The 24,823-nt window shown below is 70.3% G+C and carries 20 protein-coding genes and 1 riboswitch; of the genes, 17 read left to right on the forward strand and 3 right to left on the reverse strand.

Going from position 1 to position 24,823, the window contains the following annotated elements; translation table 11 throughout:
* The first annotated feature begins 244 nt into the window (after nt 1-244).
* From ACTWPP_RS14040 to lysX, 9 genes are all read left to right on the forward strand, one after another.
* A complete protein-coding gene (locus ACTWPP_RS14040; protein ID WP_443104674.1) occupies nt 245-1,018 on the forward strand; it encodes an ABC transporter ATP-binding protein in 774 nt (257 codons plus the stop codon).
* Complete coding sequence (locus ACTWPP_RS14045) at nt 1,018-3,513, forward strand: ABC transporter permease (protein ID WP_443104675.1); 2,496 nt, start codon at nt 1,018-1,020, stop codon at nt 3,511-3,513. The genes ACTWPP_RS14040 and ACTWPP_RS14045 overlap by 1 nt, the downstream gene beginning before the upstream one ends.
* 101 nt (nt 3,514-3,614) lie before the next feature.
* On the forward strand, nt 3,615-4,592 hold the full coding sequence (locus ACTWPP_RS14050) for a Rossmann-like and DUF2520 domain-containing protein (protein ID WP_443104676.1): 978 nt from the start codon (nt 3,615-3,617) through the stop codon (nt 4,590-4,592).
* Between the two features lie 169 nt (nt 4,593-4,761).
* Entirely contained in the window at nt 4,762-5,622 is an 861-nt protein-coding gene (gene panC / locus ACTWPP_RS14055) for a pantoate--beta-alanine ligase (protein ID WP_443104677.1), read from the forward strand.
* Complete coding sequence (panD, locus tag ACTWPP_RS14060; RefSeq protein WP_443104678.1) at nt 5,622-6,038, forward strand: aspartate 1-decarboxylase; 417 nt, start codon at nt 5,622-5,624, stop codon at nt 6,036-6,038. The genes panC and panD overlap by 1 nt, the downstream gene beginning before the upstream one ends.
* Before the next feature lie 312 nt (nt 6,039-6,350).
* Nucleotides 6,351-8,201: an L-aspartate oxidase gene (locus tag ACTWPP_RS14065; protein ID WP_443104679.1), complete on the forward strand. Its 1,851-nt coding sequence runs from the start codon at nt 6,351-6,353 to the stop codon at nt 8,199-8,201.
* Nucleotides 8,202-8,251: 50 nt separating this feature from the next.
* A complete protein-coding gene (gene nadC / locus ACTWPP_RS14070; RefSeq protein WP_443104680.1) occupies nt 8,252-9,055 on the forward strand; it encodes a carboxylating nicotinate-nucleotide diphosphorylase in 804 nt (267 codons plus the stop codon).
* Between the two features lie 14 nt (nt 9,056-9,069).
* On the forward strand, nt 9,070-9,852 hold the full coding sequence (locus ACTWPP_RS14075) for a type III pantothenate kinase (protein WP_443104681.1): 783 nt from the start codon (nt 9,070-9,072) through the stop codon (nt 9,850-9,852).
* Between the two features lie 211 nt (nt 9,853-10,063).
* Complete coding sequence (gene lysX / locus ACTWPP_RS14080) at nt 10,064-11,557, forward strand: bifunctional lysylphosphatidylglycerol synthetase/lysine--tRNA ligase LysX (protein ID WP_443104682.1); 1,494 nt, start codon at nt 10,064-10,066, stop codon at nt 11,555-11,557.
* Between the two features lie 39 nt (nt 11,558-11,596).
* Here the strand turns inward: lysX and ACTWPP_RS14085 are convergent, their stop codons facing one another.
* The gene (locus ACTWPP_RS14085; RefSeq protein WP_443104683.1) at nt 11,597-12,727 is read right to left on the reverse strand and encodes a LacI family DNA-binding transcriptional regulator; all 1,131 of its coding nucleotides are present in this window, start codon (nt 12,725-12,727) and stop codon (nt 11,597-11,599) included.
* A gap of 381 nt (nt 12,728-13,108) precedes the next feature.
* Between ACTWPP_RS14085 and ACTWPP_RS14090 the strand changes: the two genes are divergently transcribed.
* Nucleotides 13,109-13,339 carry a LuxR family transcriptional regulator gene (locus ACTWPP_RS14090; protein ID WP_443104684.1) on the forward strand — a complete coding sequence of 77 codons (231 nt, stop codon included), beginning with the start codon at nt 13,109-13,111 and terminating at the stop codon, nt 13,337-13,339.
* A gap of 426 nt (nt 13,340-13,765) precedes the next feature.
* Here ACTWPP_RS14090 and ACTWPP_RS14095 read toward each other — a convergent pair whose 3' ends face one another.
* On the reverse strand, nt 13,766-14,812 hold the full coding sequence (locus ACTWPP_RS14095) for an NlpC/P60 family protein (RefSeq protein WP_443104685.1): 1,047 nt from the start codon (nt 14,810-14,812) through the stop codon (nt 13,766-13,768).
* Between the two features lie 3 nt (nt 14,813-14,815).
* A riboswitch (cyclic di-AMP (ydaO/yuaA leader) is annotated at nt 14,816-15,021 on the reverse strand.
* 261 nt (nt 15,022-15,282) lie between these two features.
* Between ACTWPP_RS14095 and ACTWPP_RS14100 the strand changes: the two genes are divergently transcribed.
* The 6 genes from ACTWPP_RS14100 to ACTWPP_RS14125 all read left to right on the forward strand — a co-directional run bounded on the left by ACTWPP_RS14100 (nt 15,283) and on the right by ACTWPP_RS14125 (nt 22,343).
* On the forward strand, nt 15,283-15,804 hold the full coding sequence (locus tag ACTWPP_RS14100; RefSeq protein WP_443104686.1) for an amino-acid N-acetyltransferase: 522 nt from the start codon (nt 15,283-15,285) through the stop codon (nt 15,802-15,804).
* A gap of 4 nt (nt 15,805-15,808) precedes the next feature.
* On the forward strand, nt 15,809-16,627 hold the full coding sequence (locus ACTWPP_RS14105) for an RDD family protein (RefSeq protein ID WP_443104687.1): 819 nt from the start codon (nt 15,809-15,811) through the stop codon (nt 16,625-16,627).
* Between the two features lie 6 nt (nt 16,628-16,633).
* Nucleotides 16,634-17,110: an RDD family protein gene (locus ACTWPP_RS14110; RefSeq protein ID WP_443104688.1), complete on the forward strand. Its 477-nt coding sequence runs from the start codon at nt 16,634-16,636 to the stop codon at nt 17,108-17,110.
* A 1,080-nt stretch (nt 17,111-18,190) separates the two neighbouring features.
* The gene (locus tag ACTWPP_RS14115; protein ID WP_358449288.1) at nt 18,191-18,514 is read left to right on the forward strand and encodes a histone-like nucleoid-structuring protein Lsr2; all 324 of its coding nucleotides are present in this window, start codon (nt 18,191-18,193) and stop codon (nt 18,512-18,514) included.
* Between the two features lie 488 nt (nt 18,515-19,002).
* A complete protein-coding gene (locus ACTWPP_RS14120; protein ID WP_443104689.1) occupies nt 19,003-21,540 on the forward strand; it encodes an ATP-dependent Clp protease ATP-binding subunit in 2,538 nt (845 codons plus the stop codon).
* Nucleotides 21,541-21,674: 134 nt separating this feature from the next.
* Nucleotides 21,675-22,343 (forward strand): hypothetical protein, encoded by a 669-nt coding sequence (locus ACTWPP_RS14125; RefSeq protein ID WP_443104690.1) that lies wholly within the window; start codon nt 21,675-21,677, stop codon nt 22,341-22,343.
* A 121-nt stretch (nt 22,344-22,464) separates the two neighbouring features.
* On the opposite strand, the gene add is transcribed toward ACTWPP_RS14125, so the two are convergent.
* The gene (gene add / locus ACTWPP_RS14130) at nt 22,465-23,442 is read right to left on the reverse strand and encodes an adenosine deaminase (RefSeq protein WP_443104691.1); all 978 of its coding nucleotides are present in this window, start codon (nt 23,440-23,442) and stop codon (nt 22,465-22,467) included.
* A 190-nt stretch (nt 23,443-23,632) separates the two neighbouring features.
* On the opposite strand from add, the gene ACTWPP_RS14135 reads away from it, so the two are divergent.
* The gene (locus ACTWPP_RS14135; RefSeq protein ID WP_443104692.1) at nt 23,633-24,754 is read left to right on the forward strand and encodes an NADAR family protein; all 1,122 of its coding nucleotides are present in this window, start codon (nt 23,633-23,635) and stop codon (nt 24,752-24,754) included.
* The last annotated feature ends 69 nt before the right edge of the window (nt 24,755-24,823 follow it).

The raw sequence follows: 24,823 nt of genomic DNA on the forward strand, positions 1-24,823 counted from the left end.
GCGTTCGAGTGTTTCCCGCAGGCTCATGGCGGCCCGGGGCGGGCTTGGCGCCGGCCGGCAGGTCCAGGGCGGTTCGCCCGCAGGGCGGTCGGCGCGTGGAGGGACGGGTTCGTACGACTCAGGTCGTACGGGACGGCGCCGGATAGCCGTGAGACTGACGTGAGCGTGGCCGCCGGGCCGATGGCAGGCGCGGCGCGGATTCCTAGCGTGGTTCCCGATCAGCCCGGACCATGAAGGAGTCATCGTGACCAGCACGTTCGCCGATCCGCCCGGGGGAGCCCCGGCCGCCGCAGCACCGCCGGCCGTGACGGCCGAAGGCGTGTCGAAGGTGTACGGGTCCGGTGACGCGGCCGTGCACGCGTTGCGCGGGGTCAGCGCCCGCTTCGCCAGGGGCGCCTTCACCGCGATCATGGGGCCGTCCGGGTCCGGGAAGTCCACGCTGATGCACTGCCTCGCCGGGCTCGACACCGTCACCGGCGGACGGATCGTCCTCGGCGACGCGGACATCACCGGGATGGGCGACCGGCAGCTGACGCTGCTGCGCCGCGACCGTGTCGGGTTCGTGTTCCAGGCGTTCAACCTGCTGCCGACGCTCACCGCCGAGCAGAACATCCTGCTCCCGATGGAGCTGGCGGGCCGCAAACCGGACCGTGCGTGGTTCGACCGGGTCGTGGACGTCCTGGGGCTGCGCGACCGCCTGCGGCACCGTCCGAACGAGCTGTCGGGCGGCCAGCAGCAGCGGGTGGCGTGCGCCCGCGCGATCGCCGCCCGCCCCGAGGTGATCTTCGCGGACGAGCCGACCGGCAACCTCGACTCCCGGGCGGGCGCCGAGGTCCTCGGGTTCCTGCGTTCGTCGGTCCGGGAGATGGGCCAGACGGTCGTGATGGTCACCCACGACCCGGTGGCCGCCTCGTACGCCGACCGGGTGGTGTTCCTGCGGGACGGCGAGATCGTGTCCGAGATCGTCCGGCCGACGCCCGCCGCCGTCCTCGACCGGCTCAAGAGCCTGGAGGCGTGATGCTGAGGACCACCCTGGCGGGCCTGCGCGCCCACAAGCTGCGTCTGCTGCTGACGGCGGTGGCCATCACCCTCGGCGTGGGGTTCATCTCCGGCACGTTCGTGCTGACGGACACCATCGACAAGGGCGTCGCCAAGACGTTCGCGAAGTCCGCCGACAAGGTGGACTTCGCGGTGCTGCCGAAGAGCGACGACCCGGAGAAGGGCATCTCCGCCGAAACGTTCCGGAAGATTCGCGCGCTGCCCGGCGTGACCGACGTGCACGGCATGGTGAAGGGCGAAGCCGCCCTGGTCGGCAAGGACGGTAAGGCGGTCGGCGACTTCGCCACGGTCGCGATGTCGGTGCCGTCCGGGCCCCTGCTGCGCTACGACCTCGACAAGGGACGAACCCCGTCCGGCGGAGACGAGACCGTCCTCGACAGTGAGGTGGCCAAGCGGGAGGGCTTCACCGTGGGTGACACGGTGACGATCCTGGACGAGAACAACCGGCCGCACCGGTTCCGCGTCGTCGGGGTGGTCGACTTCGGCCTCGACCAGGATGCCGCCTTCCTGGGCGCGGTGGGCTTCGACACCCCGACCACGATCATGATGACCGGTGAGAGGACCTACCGCGAGATCGACATCGCGGGCGGCGACCGGGCGGCGATCGAGGCGGCCGCCGGGCCGTCCAACGCGGTCTACACCGGCGCGGAACTCGGCGTGCGGCTGGCGAAGGCGGCGGGCGCCGACACCGAGGTCATCCGCACCGGGCTGCTGATCTTCGGGCTGGTGGCGATGCTGGTGTCCGCCCTGGTCATCTACAACACGTTCTCGATACTCATCGCGCAGCGGATGCGGGAGATGGCGCTGCTGCGCTGCGTCGGCGCGACCCGCCGGCAGGTGTTCGGCGGCGTGGTCGCCGAGTCCGCGGTGGTCGGCCTCGTCGGCTCGCTGCTCGGCCTCGCCGCCGGCGTCGGCCTCGGCGCGGGCGCGCTCGTCGCGATCAGCAGGCTGGACGTCGGCGTGGGCGTCGCCGCGCCGTCCCTCACGGTCCGGACGATCGTGGTCGGCCTCGCGGTCGGCATCGTCGTGACCGTCCTGTCCGCGCTGCTGCCGGCCCGCGCCGCCACCCGCGTCGCGCCCGTCGCCGCCCTGCGCACGGACCTGGAGCCGGGCGCCGGACGGTTCCGCCTCGGCCGGCCGCGCACGGCGATCGCCGTCCTGCTCGGCGCCGCGGGCCTGGCCATCGGCGGGCTGGGCTCGCTCGTCCTGGACAAGGGCGAGGCCGCGATGTACGTCGTCGCGCTCGCCGGCGGCGTGTTCTTCCTCGCGGTGATCGCGGCGATGCCGGCGCTCGTCCGGCCGCTCGGACGGCTCGCGGGCGCGGCCCCGGCGCGGCTCGGCGGCGTCCCGGGCCGGCTCGCGGTCGCGAACGCGCAGCGCACCCCGCGCCGCACCGCGACCACGACGATCGCGCTGACCGTCGGCGTCGGGCTGATGAGCCTGTTCGCGGTGATCGCGGCGAGCGGCAAGGCGACCGCGGAGCACAAGCTGGAGGAGGAGTTCCCCGCCGAGTTCCAGGTCCAGACGCAGAACCTGGACGGACGCGTCCCACAGGCGCTCGCGGAGGCGCTCCGCGACCGTCCCGAGATCGCCACCGTCGTCGAGATGCGGCGGCAGAAGACCGGGGTCGGCGGCGAGGAGGAGCGGATCGCCACGGTCACCCCGTCGGCGCTCGGCACGATCGTGAAACCCGAGATGGAGGAGGGCACGCTCGCCGCGGCCCTCCAGCCGGGAACCGCGATGGTGGACGAGACCACCGCCGAGCAGCAGGGCCACGGCATCGGGAAGACCATCCAGGTCGACACCCCGCGCGGCACCGTCCCCGTGAAGATCACCGCCGTGTACGGCGCGGGCGTGCAGCTCGCGGGGATCATCGTCCCGGAAGCCGACTTCACCCGGTACTTCGGCACCGTGGAACCCGCGGCCCTCTACATCAAGACCCATGACGACGTCCCCGCCTCCGCGGCCCGCACGGCCGTCGAGGACGCGGCGCAGCCGTACTCGGCCGCCAAGGTGACGTCCGCCGCGGAGTTCAAGGAGACGATGACCGAGGCGATCGACATGATCCTCATGGTCTTCGCCGGGCTCCTCGGCCTCGCGATCGTCATCGCGCTGTTCGGCATCGCGAACACCCTCACCCTCTCGGTCGTGGAACGGACACGGGAGTCGGCGCTGCTGCGCGCCCTCGGCCTCACCAAACGCCAGCTCCGCCGCATGCTGTCCGTCGAGGCCCTGGTCATGGCCGTGATCGGCGCGCTCACGGGCGTCGTGCTGGGGATCGCGTTCGGCTGGGCCGCGACGAACGCGATGGCCGACGACTCGCTGTTCGCACTGCCGTACCTGCAGGTGACCGGCTTCGTCCTCCTCGCGGGCGCCGCCGGGACCGTCGCCGCCGTGATGCCCGCGCGCCGCGCCGCCCGGACGTCCATCGTCGAGTCCCTCGCCCATGACTGAATGGGGGCACGGGGTGGCGATCGTCACCCACCGGAGCGCGTGACGGGGACCCGCGGGTACCCTGTCTCGCGTCCGGTACCTCTGAGGACTGGAACGAACCGATGGACCCTCACGACACGCCTGCCTCCGCCGCGCCCGGAAACGGTCCCTTCCCCGGTGGGGGGACGACCCCCCACACCCCCCGGAAGGACGGGCAGGAGACCCCGGAGGACAGGCCCGCGCGGCTCTCGGTCGGCGTCGTCGGCGCCGGCCGCGTCGGCACAGCGCTCGGCGCCGCGCTGTCCCGCGCGGGCCACCGCGTGATCGCCGCGACCGCCGTGTCCGAGCGGTCGCGGTCGCGCGTCGAGGAACGCCTCCCCGGCGCGGACGTCGCGCCCCCGCCGGACGTCGTGGCCGCCGCCGACCTGGTGCTGCTGACCGTCCCCGACGACGAACTGCCGGAACTGGCGACCGGCCTGGTCTCCGCGGGCGTCACCGTCACCGGCAAACTGATCATGCACACCAGCGGACGGTACGGAACCGCGGTCCTCGACCCCCTCACCCGCGCCGGCGCCCTCCCGCTCGCCCTGCACCCGGTCATGACGTTCACCGGACGACCCGACGACGTGAACCGCCTCACCGGCATCTCGTTCGGCGTGACCTCACCCGAGCCGCTGCGCCCGGTCGCCGAGGCGCTCGTCCTGGAGATGGGCGGCGAACCCGTCTGGATCACCGAGGAACGCCGCCCGCTGTACCACGCGGCGCTCGCCGGCGGCGCCAACCACCTGGTCACACTGGTCGTCGAGGCGATGGACCTGCTCCACGCCGCCGGCGTCGCCGAACCCGGCCGGATGCTCGGCCCGCTGCTCGGCGCCGCCCTCGACAACGGGCTGCGCCTCGGCATCGACGGCCTCACCGGCCCGGTCGCCCGCGGCGACGCCGGAACCGTGTCCGGCCACATCGACGAACTGGCGAAGGTGTCACCGGAGAGCCGCCGCGCCTACGTGGCGCTGGCCCGCCTCACCGCCGACCGGGCGCTCGCCGCCGGAATGCTCAAGCCCGAGGACGCCGAACGCCTCCTCGAAGCACTGGCCGATTGACCAGGGAGAACACAGTGCGGCCTGCTGATCCGGCGCTCACCCGCCACCCCACGTCCCCCCACCCATCCGAGACGCCCCTCCACCGCCCGTCCGGGGTGCGGCTTCACCACCCGATGGCCGGGTCCGGCCCGGGCGGCCGGTCCGGGGCGAGCGAAGGGAAAGGCGTGTCGTGACCCCGGTCATCGCGCGGACGCGAGAAGAACTGGCCGAGGCCCGCTTCCGGATCGAAGGGACGATGGCGCTCGTCCCGACCATGGGGGCCCTGCACGAAGGCCATCTCTCCCTGATCCGGCAGGCCCGCCGCAGCGCGGACGCCGTGGCGGTCAGCATCTTCGTCAACCCGCTCCAGTTCGCGCCCGGCGAGGACTTCGAGCGCTACCCCCGGACGTTCGACACCGACGTCGAGGCATGTGCCGCCGAAGGCGTGGACCTCGTGTTCGCTCCCACCCGCGACGTCATGTACCCGAGCGAACCGCAGGTCACGATCAAGTCGGGGCCGATGGGCGAGATCGTGGAGGGCGCCGCGCGTCCCGGCCACTTCGACGGGATGCTCACCGTCGTGCTGAAGCTGCTCAACCTCGTCCGGCCCGATGTGGCGATCTTCGGGGAGAAGGACGCGCAGCAGCTCGCGATGATCCGCCGCATGGTCGCCGACCTGAACGTCCCCGTCCGGGTCGCGGGCGGCCCGACCGTCCGGGAACCCGACGGCCTGGCCCTGTCCAGCCGCAACCGCTACCTGTCCGCGTCCGAGCGTCAGACCGCGGTGGCCCTCTCACTGGCACTCCACGCCGGGGCGGACGTCGCCGCCGACGGCCCCGAAGCCGTGATCGCCGCGGCGAACGCCGTCCTCGACAAGGCCACGACCGCCGACCCGCCCCTCGTCCTCGACTACCTCGTCCTGGTCGACCCCACGACCTTCACCACGATCGCCGGCCCCCGCACCGGCCCCGCCGTCCTCGCCGTCGCGGGCCGCGTCGGCACCACCCACCTGATCGACAACGTTTCCCTCCAGCTCGGCAAGGAGCACTGATGTTCCGGACGATGTTCAAGTCAAAGATCCACCGCGCCACCGTGACGCAGGCGGACCTGCACTACGTCGGATCGCTGACCATCGACCAGGACCTGATGGACGCCGCCGACCTCCTGCCCGGCGAGCAGGTCTCCGTCGTCGACATCGACAACGGCGCCCGCCTGGAGACCTACCTGATCGCGGGCGAGCGCGGCTCCGGCGTCATCGGCATCAACGGCGCCGCCGCCCGTCTCGTGGCCCCCGGCGACCTCGTGATCATCATCAGCTATGCCCAGCTCAGCGACGCCGAGGCCCGCGAGTTCGTCCCCCGCGTCGTGCACGTCGACCGCTCCAACAAGATCATCTCCTTGGGCTCCGACCCCGCCGAACCCGTTCCCGGCACCGGAACGGCGCGCGGCGACCTCGTCCACCCCTGACAGGCCGCTCCACCTTTCACGCCCTCACCCGGCCCTCACCGGCCGCGCCGACCTCCGGCCGGACATTGCCGGCCATGTCGAGCCTGCGGCCGGGTGTCGCCGGTCCTGCCGGCCTCTGGGCGGGCGCTGCCGGCCGCGCCGATTCTGCGGAGGTCGCGGCGTCGTCATGGCCGCCGTCGGACCGTGCGCCGGTGAACGGTGTGTCCGGGCGGGCGGTTCGGGCGGGGTGATAACGGCCACTGTGCGGGGGCGGGCCGCTGAGCGGGCCGAGATTAGAGTCATAATGACGAGAACCGATCCCGAGGAGGGTCCGTGATCCCTTCCGTTCTGTACGCCCCCGCCCCCGGCTGGACCACCGAGACCGACGTCGTCGTCATCGGCTCCGGCATCGCCGGCCTGGTCACCGCGCTCCGCTGCCGTCCCCACGGGCGGGTGCTTCTCGTCACGAAAGCGCTCCTGGACGCGGGCTCGACGCGCTGGGCGCAGGGCGGGATCGCCGCCGCGCTCGCCCCCGACGACACCCCCGCAGAGCACCTCGCCGACACCCTCACCGCCGGCGTCGGGCTGTGCGACGAGGACGCCGTCCGGGCGCTCGTCACCGAAGGGCCGGACGCCGTCCGCGGCCTCATCGACCTCGGCACCGCGTTCGACCGTTCCAGCGGCGGCGCCATCGCGCTGACCCGCGAGGGCGGCCACCACCGGCGCCGCATCGCCCACGCGGGCGGGGACGCCACCGGCGCCGAGATCAGCCGCGCCCTCCTCGCCGCGCTCAAGGACTCCGGCGTCGAGGTCATCGAGCATGCGCTGGTCCTCGACCTGCTGAAGGACGCCGCCGGACGCGCGGCCGGGATCACCCTCCACGTCATGGGCGAGGGCCAGCCCGGCGGCGTCGGCGCCGTCCGCGCCCACGCCGCCGTGCTCGCGACCGGCGGGCTCGGTCAGGTGTTCTCCGCCACGACGAACCCCGAGGTCTCGACCGGCGACGGCGTCGCGCTCGCGCTGCGCGCCGGTGCCGAGGTCACCGACCTGGAGTTCGTCCAGTTCCATCCGACCGTGCTGTGGCTCGGCGAGGGCGCGCGAGGCCAGCAGCCGCTGATCTCCGAGGCCGTCCGCGGGGAGGGCGCCCACCTCGTCGACCACGCCGGCGAGCGCTTCATGACCGGACGCCACGAACTCGCCGAACTCGCCCCGCGCGACGTCGTCGCCAAAGGAATCATGAACCGGATGCGCGAGACCGGCGCGTCCCACATGCTGCTGGACGGCCGGCATCTCGGCGCGGCGATGTGGGAGAACCGCTTCCCGACCATCCTGGCCGCCTGCAGGCACCACGGCATCGACCCGGTGACGGAACCGATCCCCGTCGTCCCCGCCGCGCACTACGCGAGTGGAGGCATCCGCACAGACCTGCACGGCCGTACGTCCGTCCCTGGCCTCTACGCCTGCGGCGAGGTCGCCTGCACCGGCGTCCACGGCGCGAACCGCCTGGCGTCCAACTCCCTCCTTGAGGGCCTGGTCTTCGCCGACCGCATAGCCACCGCCCTCCAAGCCGCCTCGGCAACCGCCCCCCACCCTTCGACCACCGCGAACCACCACCCCCTCCCGGCCGGCGCACCTGCGGGTGATGCGCCTGCGGACGGTGACTCTGGGGGCGGTGCTTCTGCGGACGGTGTGCTTGCGGGTGGCGTGTCTGCGGGTGTTGTCGCTGGGGGTGTGGTGCGCGTGGACGGTGTTGGCTTGGATCGGGCGCCTTCGGGAGGCGCGCGTGCGGTGGCCAAGGTCGGGGCGCAGGGTGCGGGCATGTCGGGTGGCTCCGGTGGCGGGCTGCTGGGGGCAGGGGCGCGTGGGGAGATTCAGCGGATCATGACGTCCTGCGCGGGTGTGCTGCGCGGGGCGGAGGGGCTGGAGATCGCCGCCCGCGAGTTGGCCGGGTTGCCCCGGGCGGGTGCGGAGCCCGGGGTGGAGGCGTGGGAGGTCACCAACCTGCACACCGTCGCGTCCGCGATCGTGGCGGCGGCGCGGCGGCGGGAGGAGACGCGCGGGAGTCACTGGCGTGAGGACTTCCCCGAGCGCGCGGACGGCGCGTGGCGCGGTCATCTTGTGACGCGGCTGGCGGGGAACGTCCTGACGACCACCTACGAACCTCTGGAAGGAAAGCGCTCATGACACCGGAACTGTCGCAGAGGCTGAGTGGCGCGGGGCTCGATCCACAGGCTGTGGAAAACCTCGTCCGGACGGCGCTGGCGGAGGACGGCGAGGTCGACGTCACCAGCATGCCGATCTTCGCGCCGGACGACACCGCGGCCGGGAACCTCACCGCGCGGGAGGACGGCGTCGTCGCAGGTGTCCCGGTGGCCTGCGTCGTCTTCGAGGTCTTGGACGTGGAGTACGAGGCGAAGGCGGAGGACGGGGACCACGTCGTCCCCGGGCAGGTCCTCATCGCGGTCAGCGGGCAGACCAGGGCCGTGCTGCGCGCAGAACGGACGGCCCTGAATCTGCTCACCCACCTGTCCGGAATCGCGACGGCGACGCGGAGGTGGACGGACGCGATGGCCGGCACCAAGGCCAAGGTGCGCGACACCCGCAAGACCCTGCCCGGCCTCCGCGCCCTGCAGAAGTACGCCGTGCACTGCGGCGGCGGCGTCAACCACCGGATGGGCCTGTACGACGCCGCACTCATCAAGGACAACCACGTCGCGGCGGCCGGAAGCGTCACCGAGGCGTACGAGGCCATCCGGGCCGTGTACCCGTCCCTGCACGTCCAGGTGGAGTGCGACACCCTCGCGCAGGTCGAGGAAGCCCTCGCGGTGGGCGCCACGAGCATCCTGCTCGACAACATGACCGACGCCGAATTGGCCGAGGCGGTGCGGCTCGTCGCGGGGCGGGCGGAGCTTGAGGCGAGCGGTGGCCTTACCCTGGAGCGGGCTCGAGACGTCGCCGTGACCGGGGTGGACTACCTTGCCGTCGGCGCGCTGACGCACTCGGCCCGCGTCTTCGACATCGGCCTTGACTTCACCTGACCAGCGGGGACCTGATGCTGCTCACCATCGACGTCGGTAACACCCAGACCGTCCTCGGCCTCTTCGAGGGCGACGAGGTGATCGAGCATTGGAGGATCAACACCGATCCACGGCGTACGGCCGACGAGATCGCGGTTGTCCTGCAGGGCCTCGTCCAGCAGAGCCCGCTGCTGGCCGAGACCGACATCAGCGGCATCGCGCTGTGCTCCACGGTCCCGTCCGTCCTGCATGAGATGCGGGAGATGTGCCGCCGCTACTACGGCGACGTGTCCGCGGTGATCGTGGAGCCGGGCGTCAAGACCGGCGTCCCCGTCCGGATGGACAACCCGAAAGAGGTCGGCGCCGACCGCATCGTGAACGCGCTCGCCGCCGTGCACACCCACGGCGGCCCCGCGATCGTCGTCGACTTCGGTACCGCCACCACGTTCGACGCCGTCTCCGCGAAGGGCGAGTACGTGGGCGGCGCCATCGCCCCCGGCATAGAGATCTCAATAGACGCACTGTCGTCGCGCGGCGCCCAGCTGCACAAGATCGAGCTGGTCAGGCCGCGCAACGTGATCGCCAAGAACACCGTCGAGGCGCTGCAGTCCGGCATCATCTTCGGCTTCGCCGGGCAGGTGGACGGCATCGTCGAGCGCATGTCCGAAGAACTCGCCGAGGACTCCGAGCAGGTCACGATCATCGCCACCGGCGGCCTCGCGCCCCTCGTCCTGGAAGAGTCCCGCAGCATAGACGTGTTCGAACCGTGGCTCACCCTCATCGGCCTCCGCCTCATCTACGAGCGCAACACGCCGTAGCTCGGGGATGTGCGACCACATCAGCCGGTGCCTCGGCCACATGGCGACCTCAAGCGTCGCGATCGCGTGCGAAGCCGGTTTCGAGCCTGCGAGAAACCGATCGCGCAGCGAGCCTTCGGGCGAGTCGGAGCGATGCAGCGATCGCCGCGTTGCCCGCCGAAGGAGGGCGCTCCAGCGCCCGACGCCAAGGGCGACGCAATAGGCTGGGCAGGTGACTGACGAGACCTTCGACGAGCTCCCGGAGCAGATGCGCGTGCGCCGGGAGAAGCTCGATCGGCTCCGCGAGAGCGGAATCGACCCCTATCCGGTGACCTTCCCGCGGACGGCGACGATCGCCGAGATCCGCGAGAAACACCCGGACCTTGAGCCGGGCACCGAGACGGGCGAGAAGGTCGGCGCCACCGGACGCGTCATGCTGGGCCGCAACACCGGGAAGCTGTGCTTCGCCACCATCCGGGACGGCTCCGGCGACATCCAGGTCATGCTGTCCCTGGCCAAGGTCGGGCAGGAGCAGCTCGACTTCTGGAAGCGGGAGGTCGACCTCGGCGACCACGTCGGCGTCGAGGGCGAGGTCATCACGTCCCGCCGCGGCGAGCTGTCGATCATGGCGGACCGGTTCGCGATCACGTCCAAGTGCCTGCGTCCGCTGCCGGAGAAGCACGCCGGGCTGACCGACCCGGAGGCGCGGGTCCGGCAGCGGTACGTCGACCTCATCGTCAACGACGAGGCCCGGAAGATGGCACGGCTGCGCAGCGCCACCGTCCGCGCGGTGCGGGACTTCTGGCACGACGAGGGCTACCTCGAGGTCGAGACGCCGATGCTGCAGCCGATTCACGGCGGCGCGGCGGCGCGTCCGTTCAAGACGCACATCAACGCCTACGACATGGACCTCTACCTGCGCATCGCGATCGAGCTGTACCTGAAGCGGCTCGTCGTCGGCGGCATCGACAAGGTCTTCGAGGTCAACCGGAACTTCCGGAACGAGGGCGCGGACTCCACGCACAACCCGGAGTTCACGATGGTCGAGGCCTACGGGACGTACCTCGACTACAACGACATGGCCGACCTCACCCAGCGGATGTACCAGAAGGCGGTCGTCGCCGCTCTCGGCACCACCGTGGTCGTCCATGACGGCGTCGAGGTCGACCTCGGCTTGGCGGAGTGGCCGCGGATCACGCTGTACGGGTCGGTGTCGGAGGCGCTCGGTGAGGAGATCACCCCGCACACGCCCATCGAGGACGTCCGTAAGCTCGCGGACGCCCGGGGCGTCTCGTGGGACCCCAAGTGGGGGCAGGGCAAGCTCGTCCAGGAGTTGTTCGAGGAGTTGATCGAGCACACCCTCGTCCAGCCCACGTTCGTCATGGACTTCCCGGTCGAGACGTCCCCGCTGACCCGCCGGCACCGCGAGGAGCCCCTCCTCACCGAGAAGTGGGACCTCATCGGGTTCGGGACGGAGCTGGGCACCGCCTACTCCGAGCTGGTCGACCCGATCGAGCAGCGCCGCCGCCTCACCGAGCAGTCGCTGCTCGCCGCCGGCGGCGACCTCGAGGCCATGCAACTGGACGAGGACTTCCTGCGCGCCCTGGAGTACGCGATGCCGCCCACGGGCGGGATGGGCGCCGGCATCGACCGCATGATCATGGCGTTCACCGGCAAGGGAATCCGCGAGACGATCCTGTTCCCGCTGGTCAAGCCCGAACAGTGATCGGGAGGCCAGGCGGCCCGCGCCGGGGGACGCGGGCCGCTAAGCGCTTTCTCGGATGACCAGGTCGGGCCGGAGCACCACCTGGCGGTGCTGGTGCGAGTGGCCCTCGCGTATTTCGGCGAGTGCGAGCTCGGCGGCCTCCCAGCCGAGTTCGCGGCGGGGCTGCCGGATGGTGGTCAGCGGGACGGCGGCGCTCGCGGCGAGCTCGATGTCGTCGTAGCCGATCACCGTGATGTCCTCCGGGACGCGGACGCCGAGCCGGCCGAACTCGTTGATCAGCCCGATGGCCAGCAGGTCGTTGGCGCAGAAGACGCCGTCGGGGCGCGGCGACATCGCCATGATCTGGTGCGCCGCGGCCTGGCCCTCGGTGGGGCTCAGCGCGTCCTGGATCAGGGTCGCGGGCTTCGCGAACCCCGCCTCCACGATCGTGCGGGCGGCGCCGTCGCGGCGTTCGACGCAGGGCTGCGGCTCGCGGACGCCGGTGACGAAGGCGATCCGCTCGCGGCCGATGCCGAGCAGGTGCGCGGCGGCGATCTCCCCGCCGGCGACATGGTCGACCTGGGCGGAGCAGACCTCGGACGCGTGGCGGTCGATCAGCACGACGCTCATCCCCGCGGCGCGGAGCCGGGAGGTGTCGCGGGCGCCGAGCGCGACGGGGATGATCAGGACGCCGGCGGCGCGCTGATCCTCAAGGAGTTCCAGCGAGCGCCGTTCCTTGGCGGCGGAGTAGTCACTGGACAGCCAGAGGGCGTCGTGGCCGGCCGCGTTGAGGGCGGCCTCGGCTCCCCGGGCGACGTCGGTCGCGTACGGGTTGGTGAGGTCCTCGACGACGACTCCGAACGCGCGGCGAGGCTCGTCGCCGAACTCGCCCGCGGTGCGGTCGGGGCCCCGGCGGAGCCGCCGCGCGGACTCGTTGCGGACGAATCCGAGCTCCTCGATCGCGGCGCGGACACGGTTACGGGTGGCTTCGGCCACGAGGTCTGGCCGGTTTAGGACATTCGAAACGGTCCCAACTGAGACTCCAGCACGCCTCGCGACCTCACGAATACTGGTCTGTGGCAACTCGCTCCTCGTCCCGCTCCGGGGGCGTTTCCCCAGGTAGTGGCGTTTATCACTGCGCACCGACAAATGATCTGTCACGCATTGCGACCATCCGGGCACGCATTGCACTGAACCGGCGCTTGACGGGCCGGATCCGGCCGCCTAGCGTTCCGAGCCGAAGCGTAGCTTGAAACGATTCACGATCTTGTCCGCGGCGGGATCTGGCGAGTCCAACGAGAAGGGGCGGGTGCGGATGGCTGGCGATCTCACCCCGTCCCCCTCGGCTGGCCAACGAGTGAATCGTCACCCGGAGTTCCCCCGAACGACCCCGCAATCGGCCAGGCGGCCACCTCCGGCCAAGCTCGTGAGACAGAAAAGGAACCCGATGATCTAAGTCCGGAAGGCTCCGGACCCGGCAACCCAACGCGCGTACAGATCGAGGCCCAACCCGTGCCTGTGCAGCGGACGGCTGCATCCCCGCGGTCATCACCACGGACGAGGGAGGACGGAGTGGACACAGCCACACTCGCACGTCGTGGCACCGACGATTTCGGGCTGAGCGAGGAGGAGATCCGGCTGCTCGCCCAGATCGCCAGTGGTGTCACCGCCGATGTGGCGGCACGCAAGCTGGAGCTGAGCGCACGGACCTTGCGGCGCCGGTTGCGGACGATCTGCGACCGGCTGGAGGTCAACACCCCTATAGAGGCCGTGGTGTGGGCGGCCCGAAGGCAGCTCATCTAGCTGTATCACCCCCTGACGCTCGCCTGGGGACGGCGAGCGTCACCAGGAATCCAGGTGGCGAACTCATCCGAACCCCGTCCGACCCCGCAGCGGCGGCGCCGGCGTCCTGACAGGTAGGTCCCTGGCAGGGGGCGTCGCCGCGGACGGTGTTCAGGGAGCCCGCCCGTGGATTCCTCTAAGCGCCCGCAAGCCTCTTCAACGCGCCCCCCGGCATCCGCTGCGGGCCCCGCCCGCCCTGGGTGTCCGGCCCCGGGCCCGCCGGGCCGTGCGTCTTGTCGGCGCGGGACTCTGCCGGTTCTGGGCGTCTCGTGGGGTTCGCGGGCGCTGCGGGAGCCCCTAGGCGACCGCGTACCGCGTGGGTGTTGGGGAGTGCTGGACGCGTCGTAGGGCGTCCTAGGGACGTGCGGGGGGCGTCTGGGCGGAGGGTCAGGCGACTCGGACGGCGCCGGCGTAGGGGCGTCCGGCCATTGGGGCGATCTTCACGACGTCACCGGTGCGGGGTGCGTGCAGCATCTTGTCGCCGCCGACGTACATCCCCATGTGGTGGAGGTCGGAGTAGAAGAACACGAGGTCGCCCGGCTGGAGCTGGCTCCGCGACACGTGGGTGCCCGCGTTCCACTGGCTGCCCGTGTAGTGGGGCAGGTTGATGCCGACCTGTTTGTAGGCCCACATCGTCAGCCCGGAGCAGTCGAAGCTGCTCGGGCCGGCGGCGCCCCACACGTACGGACGGCCGATTTTGCTCATCGCGTGCCGCAGCGCCTGCGCGCCCTTGCCGGTGCCGACGACGGGGAGCTTGGCGAGCTGCGTGGGGTCCTTTTTGACGAGCTTGCCGCGGACCTTCTCGTAGGTCTCGGTGACCTTCTTGCGCTGCGACTCCAGCTGCCCCCGCAGCTGCGTGACCTCCTTGGCACGGGAGTCGGCGGACTTGCGGGCGCGCTGGGCGGCCTGCATGGCCTGCATGAGCCCGAGGACCCTGGTGCTGTCCTGCTTGGCGAAGTAGTGGAGGGTCGCGGCCTGGTCGAGGACGGCCTGCGGGTCCTGGGAGGCCAGGAACGTGACCGTGGGGTCGGTGCCGCCCTGCATGTAGCTGGTGGCGGCCAGCGTGCTGACCTTCTCCCGGACGCTCTGCAGCGACTTCTGCTGCCGCTCGGCGTTGTCGGCGGCGACCTTGGCGGCGCGTTTGGACTGCGCGAGCTTGACCTTCAGGCCGTTGTACTGCTCGGTGAGCTTCTCCAGCTCGTCGGCGAGCTTGAGGGCCTTGGACCGCAGTTCCTTCGTGGACGGCTCGGGATCGGCGTGGGCCACGGGGACGGTGTGCGGCGCGATCGAAACGGCGACGAGCGCGCCGGCGACGGTCAGCGCTCTGGCGCGGAGGCGGCCCTTGAAGCGGAATCGGGCCGTCCGGCCTGGGGCCGGGTGTGGGGAGCGTGAACGCGCCGATGGTGAAAAGGGAGCGGGGCGCAATGGCTCCACGAATTCTCCTCTCCTCGTCCGCCTACCGAGTTAGCTGACGGGTTGGGGCAGGAGCAGCCCGTCCGCCGGTGCGCGCGGATCGACTCCGTGCGGGCAGCGGATTCACCCCTCACGGTGCGGGACGGGGGTGATCCCCCGGATGCTCCGAAAGTGGGTCCCCGGCTCCTCGGGGCACTGGTTGCGGCCCGGGGACTCGGCGGTTCGGCCTCAGTCCTACGGATGGCCGACAGCGCAGGACACTAACGGAACCCGCATTGGATGCCAACCAGAACAAGCGAAATCGCAGGTCGTGACAGGCCCTCGCGACGGAGTACCGGTTCCGTCCCGGCCGCCGCTGTGCTATGGCTCACTTTTCGCGGAGCCCGGGTGCAGGCTAGTCGCTTTTACCTAGTCACTTGTGCGCCGTGCGCGCTCGTAAGGGGGACGCCGCCACGTAGTGAAGGGATCGCGTTCGATAATCTCGCCTGTTTGTGGAGGTCGTGATCCGGCGTGCCCGTACCGCCGACGTTCAGGAGATCAGCGGGCTGGTCGACCTGTACGCCGGGTCTGGGCGACGCCTGCTGAAGAAGAACACGGTGAAGCTGTACGAGGACGTCCAGGAGTTCTGGGTCGCCGAAGACGTCCAGCACGGCACACCGGGCCCTGTCATCGGCTGCGGCGCCCTGCACGTGATGTGGGAGGACCTGGCGGAGGTCCGCTCGGTCGCCGTGGACAAGGGGTACGGCGGACGCGGAATCGGGCACCGCATCGTCGCCCGCCTTCTGGAGACCGCACGGGAACTCGGCGTGCGGAGGGTGTTCTGTCTTACCTTCGAAGTGGAGTTCTTCGCCCGCCACGGCTTCCAGCAGATCCTTGGGACTCCGGTGGCGCCAGAGGTGTACGAGGAGCTTCTCCGCTCCTACGACGAAGGCGTGGCAGAGTTCTTGAACCTCGATCGGGTCAAGCCCAATACGTTGGGCAACACCCGGATGTTGCTTCGCCTGGAGGACTGACCCAATGAGCGATTCCCCCAACCGCGGGCGGCGCTACCAGCCGCCGCAGGGGCAGGGTTCCTACGGCCCGCCGCCCCCGTACCAAGGTCCCCAATCGCAGCAACCGCAACAAGCGCAGCAACCGCAGCCGTCGCAGGAGCCGTGGCAACAACCCCAGCAGCCCCGGCAGCAGTGGGCGCAGGAGCCGGCGTACAACGAGACGTACGAAGCGTCCTATGACCAGTACGGCGGGGCCCAGGGCGGCGAAATCGCCCTGGCGCCCATCATCAGGCGGGCGGGCGCCCGGCTCATCGACAACGCGCTCGTCGCGGTCTTCGGCTTCGCCCTCGTCCTCCCGGTGACCATCGGTGCGTTCGGCCTGGGCAGGCCTGGCAGCGACACGGAGGACGAGGGTGGTGTGTGGAACTGGCCCATCATCTTCACCCTCTTCTGCGTCCTGTCGGTGCTGCCGTTCCTCTACGAGGCCGTCCAGCTGGCGATGTCGGGACGGACGCTCGGCAAGCGCGTCATGGGCCTTGGCATCGTCCAGGCGCGTCCTGCGGGTCAGCCGCTGACCATGACGCAGGCCATATGGCGCTCTGGGATCACTCACGTGGCCTACCAGATCGGCGTTTTCTTCTTCCTCGTCCTGGCGGTGATGGTGTGGGACTACGCCGCGTACGGGATGGTTCTGGTCTGGGCGGGTGCGCTGATGGCCTACCTCTGGGCGATCTGGGACCAGCCGCTGCATCAGGCACTGCATGACCGCTTCGCCGGCACGCTCGTCATCGATGAGCGGGTCGGATACGACGAGTACCACGAGTACGACGAGTACGCGGAGTAGGCCGCGATGGCGGCACCGCTCGCCGAGCCGGGGCTGCGCCTCAGGGCGCGCATCGTCGACACGCTCATCGTCGGCCTGCCCGTCATCGTCGTCGTCCGTGCGCTGGTGTCCGGCCACACGGTGGACGTCGTCGCTCCTCCCGCCGTGGCCGGATGCATGCTGCTGTACGAGTCGATCCAGCTCGCCCTGTGGGGACGGACGCTCGGCAAGCGCCTGGCCGGCATAGAGGTGGTCTTGGCCGCCCCCGGCGAACAACACCCCGGCGGTGAGGGTGGGGAGAGTGCTCGTTTGGGGTTTCCGCGCGCCGTTCTGCGTGCCGCGGTCTATTCGCTGCCGATCGCGGCACGCCCGATTCCCGTTCTCGGGCTTCTGGCGGGCATCTTCTGGGTGGCGAACGCGGGCCTGCTGTACGAGGGCACGCAGCGACAAGCCCTCCATGACAGGCTCGCAGGGACGCTGGTAGTAAATTCGTCCGCTTCCTGATTCATCGGCCTTCTGAGGCCCTCTCAGGCGCCCCCAGCGGTACTCGGGCGGCGGCTGATCCCCGACGCTCTCGGTCCGCGGTCCGGCGGGCCGAGAGCGTTCGCCCGTCCGGGGCGGCTTTCGCGGAGATCCCCGCTCTGTTTCGGACGGCCCGCGTTCGGACGGCGAATGCCAGCTCGTTCCGGTTACGGCCCTGAATCGGCGCGGGATGTGTCTCGTCCCGGACGCCTCCTCCGCTTTGAGATGTGCTCCCCGTGCCGTTGCCCTTCCGCCCGAGGCGCCGGCCACTTAGGGCAGTGGACTTACTCCGGATCGGTTGCGGCCTCACCGGGAACGGACCTTTAGCTCCCCATGCCGCTCGGGCCATGGGCGGCGTGCATGGCCCTCCGCCGACCGCGGACGCGGGCTGGAAGAAGTGGGCCGACGGCGGGATTGTGCCGCAATCTCCCGATTTTGGGATGGACGACTACCGGCCGCCCCCGGCCCCGGCGGATCGCGGTTGGCGACTTCCCGGGACGGGACGGCGTCAACAGATTTCGCTGGCGGCCCACCGGCCGTTATCCATCCACATCGGCCGGTGAGGCCGGTGATCACCTGCCGTGCGGGGGTCGCGGGCTCCGGCGCATTCCCCGGCGGCGGGTGCGGTTAGTGCCGTTACGTCAGGGTTAATCGTTGGCCGCGGTGTCGCTGTGCCCGGCCTGTTAAGGTCGGCCGCAGACTCTTTTACTCCCTGGCGCACTCCCGGACGGCTCGTCCGCCGGAAAGCCGGACGCCCGCAAACCCGGTCCAATACGGGAGCGCTCGCCCAGGTCAGCGCGGTCAACCGCGACACCGGTCACACCGAAAACCGGACGGTGGCCGCCGGCGGGCGAAAAAAATCACACGCCGCGGTCGCCGTACCCCGCCGCGCCGCCGCGACGTGCCGGAAACAGGCGCTGCCGATTACGCCCGGTCACGGCGGGAACGTGACTTCGCCGCCAGTGCCGGTTCATGGGCCGCGTCGGAATTGTCATCGGCGGACTTCTCGGTATATCTTTGTCGACCGAATGCAGTTTGCTCAAGCCGAAAGGGTCTGTCCCCATGGCACAGAAGGTTCAGGTGCTTCTCGTCGACGACCTCGACGGTGGCGAGGCGGACGAGACCGTAGCGTTCTCGATCGACGGCGCCTCCTACGAGATCGACCTGAGTGGCGCCAACGCAGCGAAGCTGCGGGATTCTCTTCAGCCGTTCGTGGAGAAGTCACGCAAGGCGGGAACTTCCACGCGCCGACGCCGGCAGCGAGGCGCGTCCAGCCGCGAGCGCAGTGCTGAGATCCGCGCCTGGGCCAAGAACAATGGCATCAAGGTCAATGAGCGCGGCCGGATCCCGGCCCATGTGATCGAACAGTACGAAGCGGCCAACTGACCGGTTCACCCGTCGGCGGCCCGTCTTCGTTCGCGAGACGGGCCGTTCGCTTCTGCCGGCCCGCTTCTCCCGGTCGCCTGTGCCGACCCGCTCCCGCGGTTCGCTTCCGCCGTTCGCTTCCCGCCGGTCCGCATGTCCCGGTCCGCTAGCCCCGGTCCGGTTCCGCCGGGCCGTTCGCTTTCGGCGTAGCGGTCGCAGGGTTCGCGGTCGTCGCCGGGAGGTACACAGGCCGCGCGGCTGGAACTTCATCCCCATTCGCCACTCTCGGCCCGCGCCTTCACCGACCTGCGAAAAGCCCCCCGTTCGCTTGGGGCGTAGCGGGAACATGACGCACCGATGCGGTAGTTGGATGAGACTGAACAGCGCATAGCTGGGGAACGTCTCCTGGTGGGAGTGCACCGGGTGGCCTCCTCGGGGCGGGCTAGCATGCGGAAGGACAGTTCCGGACGTTCCGGACTCTGCCCAACCGCTCTGTGAGGAGCGACGAGATGTTCGAGAGGTTCACCGACCGCGCGCGGCGCGTTGTCGTCCTGGCACAAGAAGAAGCCAGGATGCTCAACCACAACTACATCGGCACCGAGCACATCCTCCTGGGTCTGATCCACGAGGGTGAGGGTGTCGCTGCCAAGGCTCTGGAGAGCCTGGGGATCAGCCTTGAAGCGGTGCGCCAGCAGGTCGAAGAGATCATCGGCCAGGGCCAGCAGGCGCCGTCGGGCCACATCCCGTTCACTCCGCGCGCCAAGAAGGTCCTTGAGCTGTCACTGCGCGAGGCGCTGCAGCTCGGCCACAACTACATCGGCACCGAGCACATCCTGCTGGGGTTGATCCGTGAGGGCGAGGGCGTCGCGGCCCAGGTCCTTGTGAAGCTCGGCGCCGACCTGAACCGTGTGCGCCAGCAGGTCATCCAGTTGCTGCACGGTTACCAGGGCAAGGAGCCGGCCGCCTCCGGCGGTCCCTCGGAGTCGGCTCCGTCCACCTCCCTTGTGCTCGACCAGTTCGGCCGCAACCTGACGCAGGCCGCGCGTGAGGGCAAGCTCGACCCGGTCATCGGCCGGGACAAGGAGATCGAGCGGGTCATGCAGGTGCTGTCCCGCCGTACCAAGAACAACCCCGTCCTGGTGGGCGAGCCCGGGGTCGGCAAGACCGCCGTCGTCGAGGGCCTCGCGCAGAAGATCGTCAAGGGCGAGGTGCCCGAGACGCTGAAGGACAAGCAGCTCTACACCCTCGACCTGGGCGCGCTGGTCGCCGGCTCCCGGTACCGCGGTGACTTCGAAGAGCGCCTGAAGAAGGTGCTGAAGGAGATCCGCACCCGCGGCGACATCATCCTGTTCATCGACGAGCTGCACACGCTCGTCGGCGCGGGCGCCGCCGAGGGCGCGATCGACGCCGCCAGCATCCTCAAGCCGATGCTGGCCCGCGGCGAACTGCAGACCATCGGCGCCACGACGCTGGACGAGTACCGCAAGCACCTGGAGAAGGACGCCGCGCTCGAGCGCCGCTTCCAGCCGATCCAGGTCGCCGAGCCGTCGCTGTCGCACACGATCGAGATCCTCAAGGGCCTGCGGGACCGCTACGAGGCGCACCACCGCGTGTCGATCACCGACAGCGCGCTGGTCGCCGCGGCGCAGCTCGCCGACCGCTACATCAGCGACCGGTTCCTGCCCGACAAGGCGATCGACCTGATCGACGAGGCCGGCTCGCGGATGCGGATCCGCCGCATGACCGCCCCGCCGGACCTGCGCGAGTACGACGAGAAGATCGCCGACGTGCGGCGCGACAAGGAGTCCGCGATCGACGCGCAGGACTTCGAGAAGGCCGCCGCGCTGCGCGACTCCGAGAAGCAGCTCCTGGGCCAGAAGGCGCAGCGGGAGAAGGAGTGGAAGGCCGGCGACATGGACGTCGTCGCCGAGGTCACCGACGAGCTCATCGCCGAGGTCCTCGCCACCGCCACCGGCATCCCGGTCTTCAAGCTGACCGAGGAGGAGAGCACCCGCCTCCTCAACATGGAGGACGAGCTCCACAAGCGGGTCATCGGCCAGGAGGACGCCATCAAGGCGCTCTCCCAGTCGATCCGGCGCACCCGCGCCGGCCTGAAGGACCCCAAGCGTCCCGGCGGCTCGTTCATCTTCGCCGGCCCGTCCGGCGTCGGTAAGACCGAGCTGTCCAAGACGCTCGCGGAGTTCCTGTTCGGCGACGAGGACGCGCTGATCCAGCTCGACATGTCCGAGTTCATGGAGAAGCACACCGTGTCGCGGCTGTTCGGCTCCCCGCCCGGCTACGTCGGGTACGAGGAGGGCGGCCAGCTCACGGAGAAGGTCCGCCGCAAGCCGTTCTCGGTCGTCCTGTTCGACGAGATCGAGAAGGCCCACCAGGACATCTTCAACTCGCTGCTGCAGATCCTGGAGGACGGCCGCCTCACCGACGCGCAGGGCCGTGTCGTGGACTTCAAGAACACCGTCATCATCATGACGACGAACCTCGGGTCCAAGGACATCTCCAAGGGCGTCTCGATGGGCTTCGCCCGGCAGAACGACGCTCAGGGCTCGTACGAGCGGATGAAGGCGAAGGTGTCGGAGGAGCTCAAGCAGCACTTCCGTCCCGAGTTCCTCAACCGCGTCGACGACACGGTGGTCTTCCACCAGCTCACCCCGGCGGAGATCATCCAGATCGTCGACCTGATGATCGCCAAGGTGGACGAGCGGCTGAAGGACCGCGACATGGGCATCGAGCTGCGGCAGGAGGCCAAGGACCTGCTGGCGCTGAAGGGGTACGACCCCGTCCTCGGCGCCCGGCCGCTGCGCCGCACGATCCAGCGGGAGATCGAGGACAGCCTGTCCGAGAAGATCCTGTTCAGCGAGCTCAAGCCCGGCCAGATCGTGATCGTGGGCACCGAGGGCTTCGACCTTGAGAACAAGGAGGGCACGGCGGAGACCGCCAAGTTCACCTTCAAGGGCGTCCCGAAGCCGGACACGGTCCCCGACAGCCCGCCGCCCATCGAGGGCGCGGTCAACTTCAACAAGGACTGACGTTCCTTCGGAAGGGCCCGCAACGGATTCGTCCGGTGCGGGCCCTTCCGCATGCTTGGGCTCGCCCGCCCGGGGTTATCCGCAGGACGCGATCAGACCGGAGTTCCGTCGTACCCGCCCCTTAATATTCGAACATGCGATCGAATGCAGTCGGTTCGGCGGCGGAGCCCGGGTGGCGCGCGAGACGCGCCCCGGCGGGGGACGAGCACGTCACACGGGCGTTTCTGCGGGACGTGCGGGCCCGGGCGCCCGCCCGCCTCCCGATCTTCCGGTCGCACCTGCAGGGCGAACTGCTCGCGCGTCTGCTGCTCGGCCCGGAGCGCGAGGCGTCGATGCTCGACCTCGCCGTGATGCTCCGCGTCGACCTCGCGTCCGTGATGCGCGAGGTGGAGCGGCTGGCGCGGGCCGACCTCCTCACCCTGCGCCGCACCCTGGCCGGCCGCCTGGTGACCCGCAACACCGAGAGCCCCCTGTACGAGCCGCTCACCCGCCTGCTGATGCTGACGTTCGGCCCCGCGGCGGTGGCGGCGGAAGAATTCGGGCACCTGCGGACCGTCCAGGACGTGTACCTCTTCGGCGCCTGGGCGGCGCGCTACGACGGCGTCCCGGGCGACCAGCCCACCGACGTGGAAATCCTCGTCATCGGCGAAATCGACCGCGCCGCCGCCCACGACGCAGCCCAGGAGTCGGCCGCCCGCCTGGGCCTCCCCGTCCACCCGGTCGTCCGCACACCGGCCCAATGGCAGGACGACACCGACCCTTTCCTCCGCGAGATCCGCGCGGGCCCTCTGGCCAGGCTTTGAGCCTCGTGCTCCGCGGCCGTTGGTCGCTGGGCGGCGTTCGTCTGCACGCGGGCGCGGTGGCGGGCCGCCACCGACTTCTTCCTCCGCGAAGGCTGCGCTGCCGCTCTGGTTGCGGGAGGTATCAGGGGTGTCGGGCTAGCCAGGCTTTGATGTCCTGGTGGAGGCGGGTCTTGGTTTCGGCGGGGGCGAAGGAGGCGTCGACGCCGGCGTGGGCGAGGTCGGCGAGGGCGGTGTCGTCGTAGCCGAAGGCGTCGCGGACGCGGGCGTACTCGGTGGCGAGGGGGGTGCCGATCAGGGCGGGGATGTCGGTGTTGAGGGTCACGATCAGGCCCGCGTCACGGAGGCGGGGAAGGGGGTGGTCGTCGAGGGAGGCGGCGAAACCCAGGGCGACGTTGGACGACGGGCACACTTCGAGGGGGATTCCGCGTTCCCGGATCTCGGCCACGAGGTCGGGGTCGTCCAGGACGCGGATTCCGTGGCCGAGACGCTCGGTGCGGCCGGGGCCGATCGCGTGCCGGATGCTGGCCGGGCCCGCGCCCTCGCCCGCGTGGTGGACGATGTGCAGGCCCGCGTCCTCGGCGGCGGCGAACACGTCGTTGAACGGGTCGCCGGGGCGGGCCTCGTCGCCCGCGAGGCCGATCGCGACGACGCCGTCATGGCGGCGCGCGAGGTCGAGCGTCCGCCAGGCGCGTTCGACGGAGCGGCGGCGGGAGTGGTCGAGGAGGAGGCGGCATTCGATCCCGAACGCCTCCTGTCCGGCCTCCAAGCCCTCCAGGACGGCCGCCAGCGGCATGTCGAGGTCGCCCAGGCGCTCGCCGTGGCCGGCGGCCGTGAACGACACCTCGGCGTAGCGGGTGCCCTGCGCGGCCTCGTCCTCGCAGAACTCGTAGGCGACCCTCCGGAAGTCGCCGGGATGGCGCAGGCAGGCGCGGACGAGGTCGTTCTGCGCGAAGAAAGCGGCGAAGTTCCCGAAGGGGACGTCGTCGTGGGGCACTTCCACGCCGTTGGCGGCGCCGATCTCCTGAAGCGTGGCCCACCGGACAGTGCTCTCCAGGTGGACGTGCAGATGGGTCTTGGGCAGGCTCAGCAAATCGCGCACGGCCGTACAGTACGGGCTTGTCGCATCGCCCCTCCAACCCTTATTCGCGTTGACCCGTGCGGTACGGCCCGGCCATGATTCGGCCGGTGAGCGCCTGCCCCGGGTGCCGTGTCGAACTGCCCGACGACGAACTGACAGTGAGATCCGCGTACTTGGACGGCTGGCAGCCCCCTAGGAGTCCGTGACCATCATGCTGAACCGAATCCACCGCGTTGAGGACGGCCGGCGAATCGAAGGAGTCGCGCGCCCGATCTTCATCCACAACATGTCGTACCACCTCACGAACCTGCTCGTGTTCGCGGACGGAGCGATCCATTGCTGGGAATGGGTCGACCTGGACGGCCTCCGCGGAAAGTTGGACAGCGGCTGGGTCGTGACGGAGGTGCCGGAGGGCGGTGAGGTCAGCGCGTTCGAGCTGGGCCGCTGGAAGGTCGCCGAGCCGATGTTCGGGCTCACGGCGGAAATGCTGCTGGGTGAGGTGGCCGACGACATCGAGAAGCTGGACGGCCGTCCCGATTCCACGGACCGGTGCCTGGCCGCGCTCGACCGCTTTCTGGAGTCGCGGGACGAGGCGGACCGGCTGGCGCTGCGGGAGGCGTATCTGGCGATTCCCGAGCACAAACGCCACTATTCGCTCGGCGACATGGACAACAAGGACCGTCCGCTGATCTATCTGTGCACCGACATCGGTGACCCGCCCATCGGGGGATGGTTCCAGGACGACGACACCGTCACGGAAGCGATGCGTGAGTGGGCGCTGGAGTACTTCGCCGACCGCGACCGTGCCCGCGCCGAGCATCAGGCCAAACGCCCGGCGGACGATCCGGAGCAACTTGCGGGCGCGATCCATATCGGCGGAAGGGTGTTCCCCCAGGGCCCGCCCGAGGACGTCGGCTTGTACACCCTTCAGAACGAATATCCGTCCCCCATCGAGATCGGGTCTGTTGTCTACCCGTCGGTGAAGCACGCCTATTGGGCGATGTCCACCGCTGACCCTGACGTCCGTGAGCGGATTCGCACGGCGGAGACTCCCTACGGCGCCCAGGAGATCGCGGAGGGCGCGTCCCGCGTCGAGAACTGGCCACAGGTTCGGACGGCGGTGATGGCGGGCCTCCTGCGGGCCAAGTACGCCCAGCATCCGGAGTTGGCCGACATTCTCATCGGGACGGGTGATGCCCCGATCGGCTATACCGGTCTCGGCTCCAACCATTGGAGGACGTACGGCGAGCAGGGCCGTAACTGGGTCGGCCGGCTCCTCGAACTCGTCCGCTCCGAACTGCAGGCGCACAGGGCCGGTATCGCCCTGCCCTGACGCAAGGGCGCCCGCACCACGGCGCCTCAGACAAGGCCGCGTCCCGCCCAGGCGAGCCTTGGTGAAGAG

Source organism: Actinomadura sp. 3N407, from assembly GCF_052245875.1.
Lineage (GTDB): Bacteria > Actinomycetota > Actinomycetes > Streptosporangiales > Streptosporangiaceae > Spirillospora.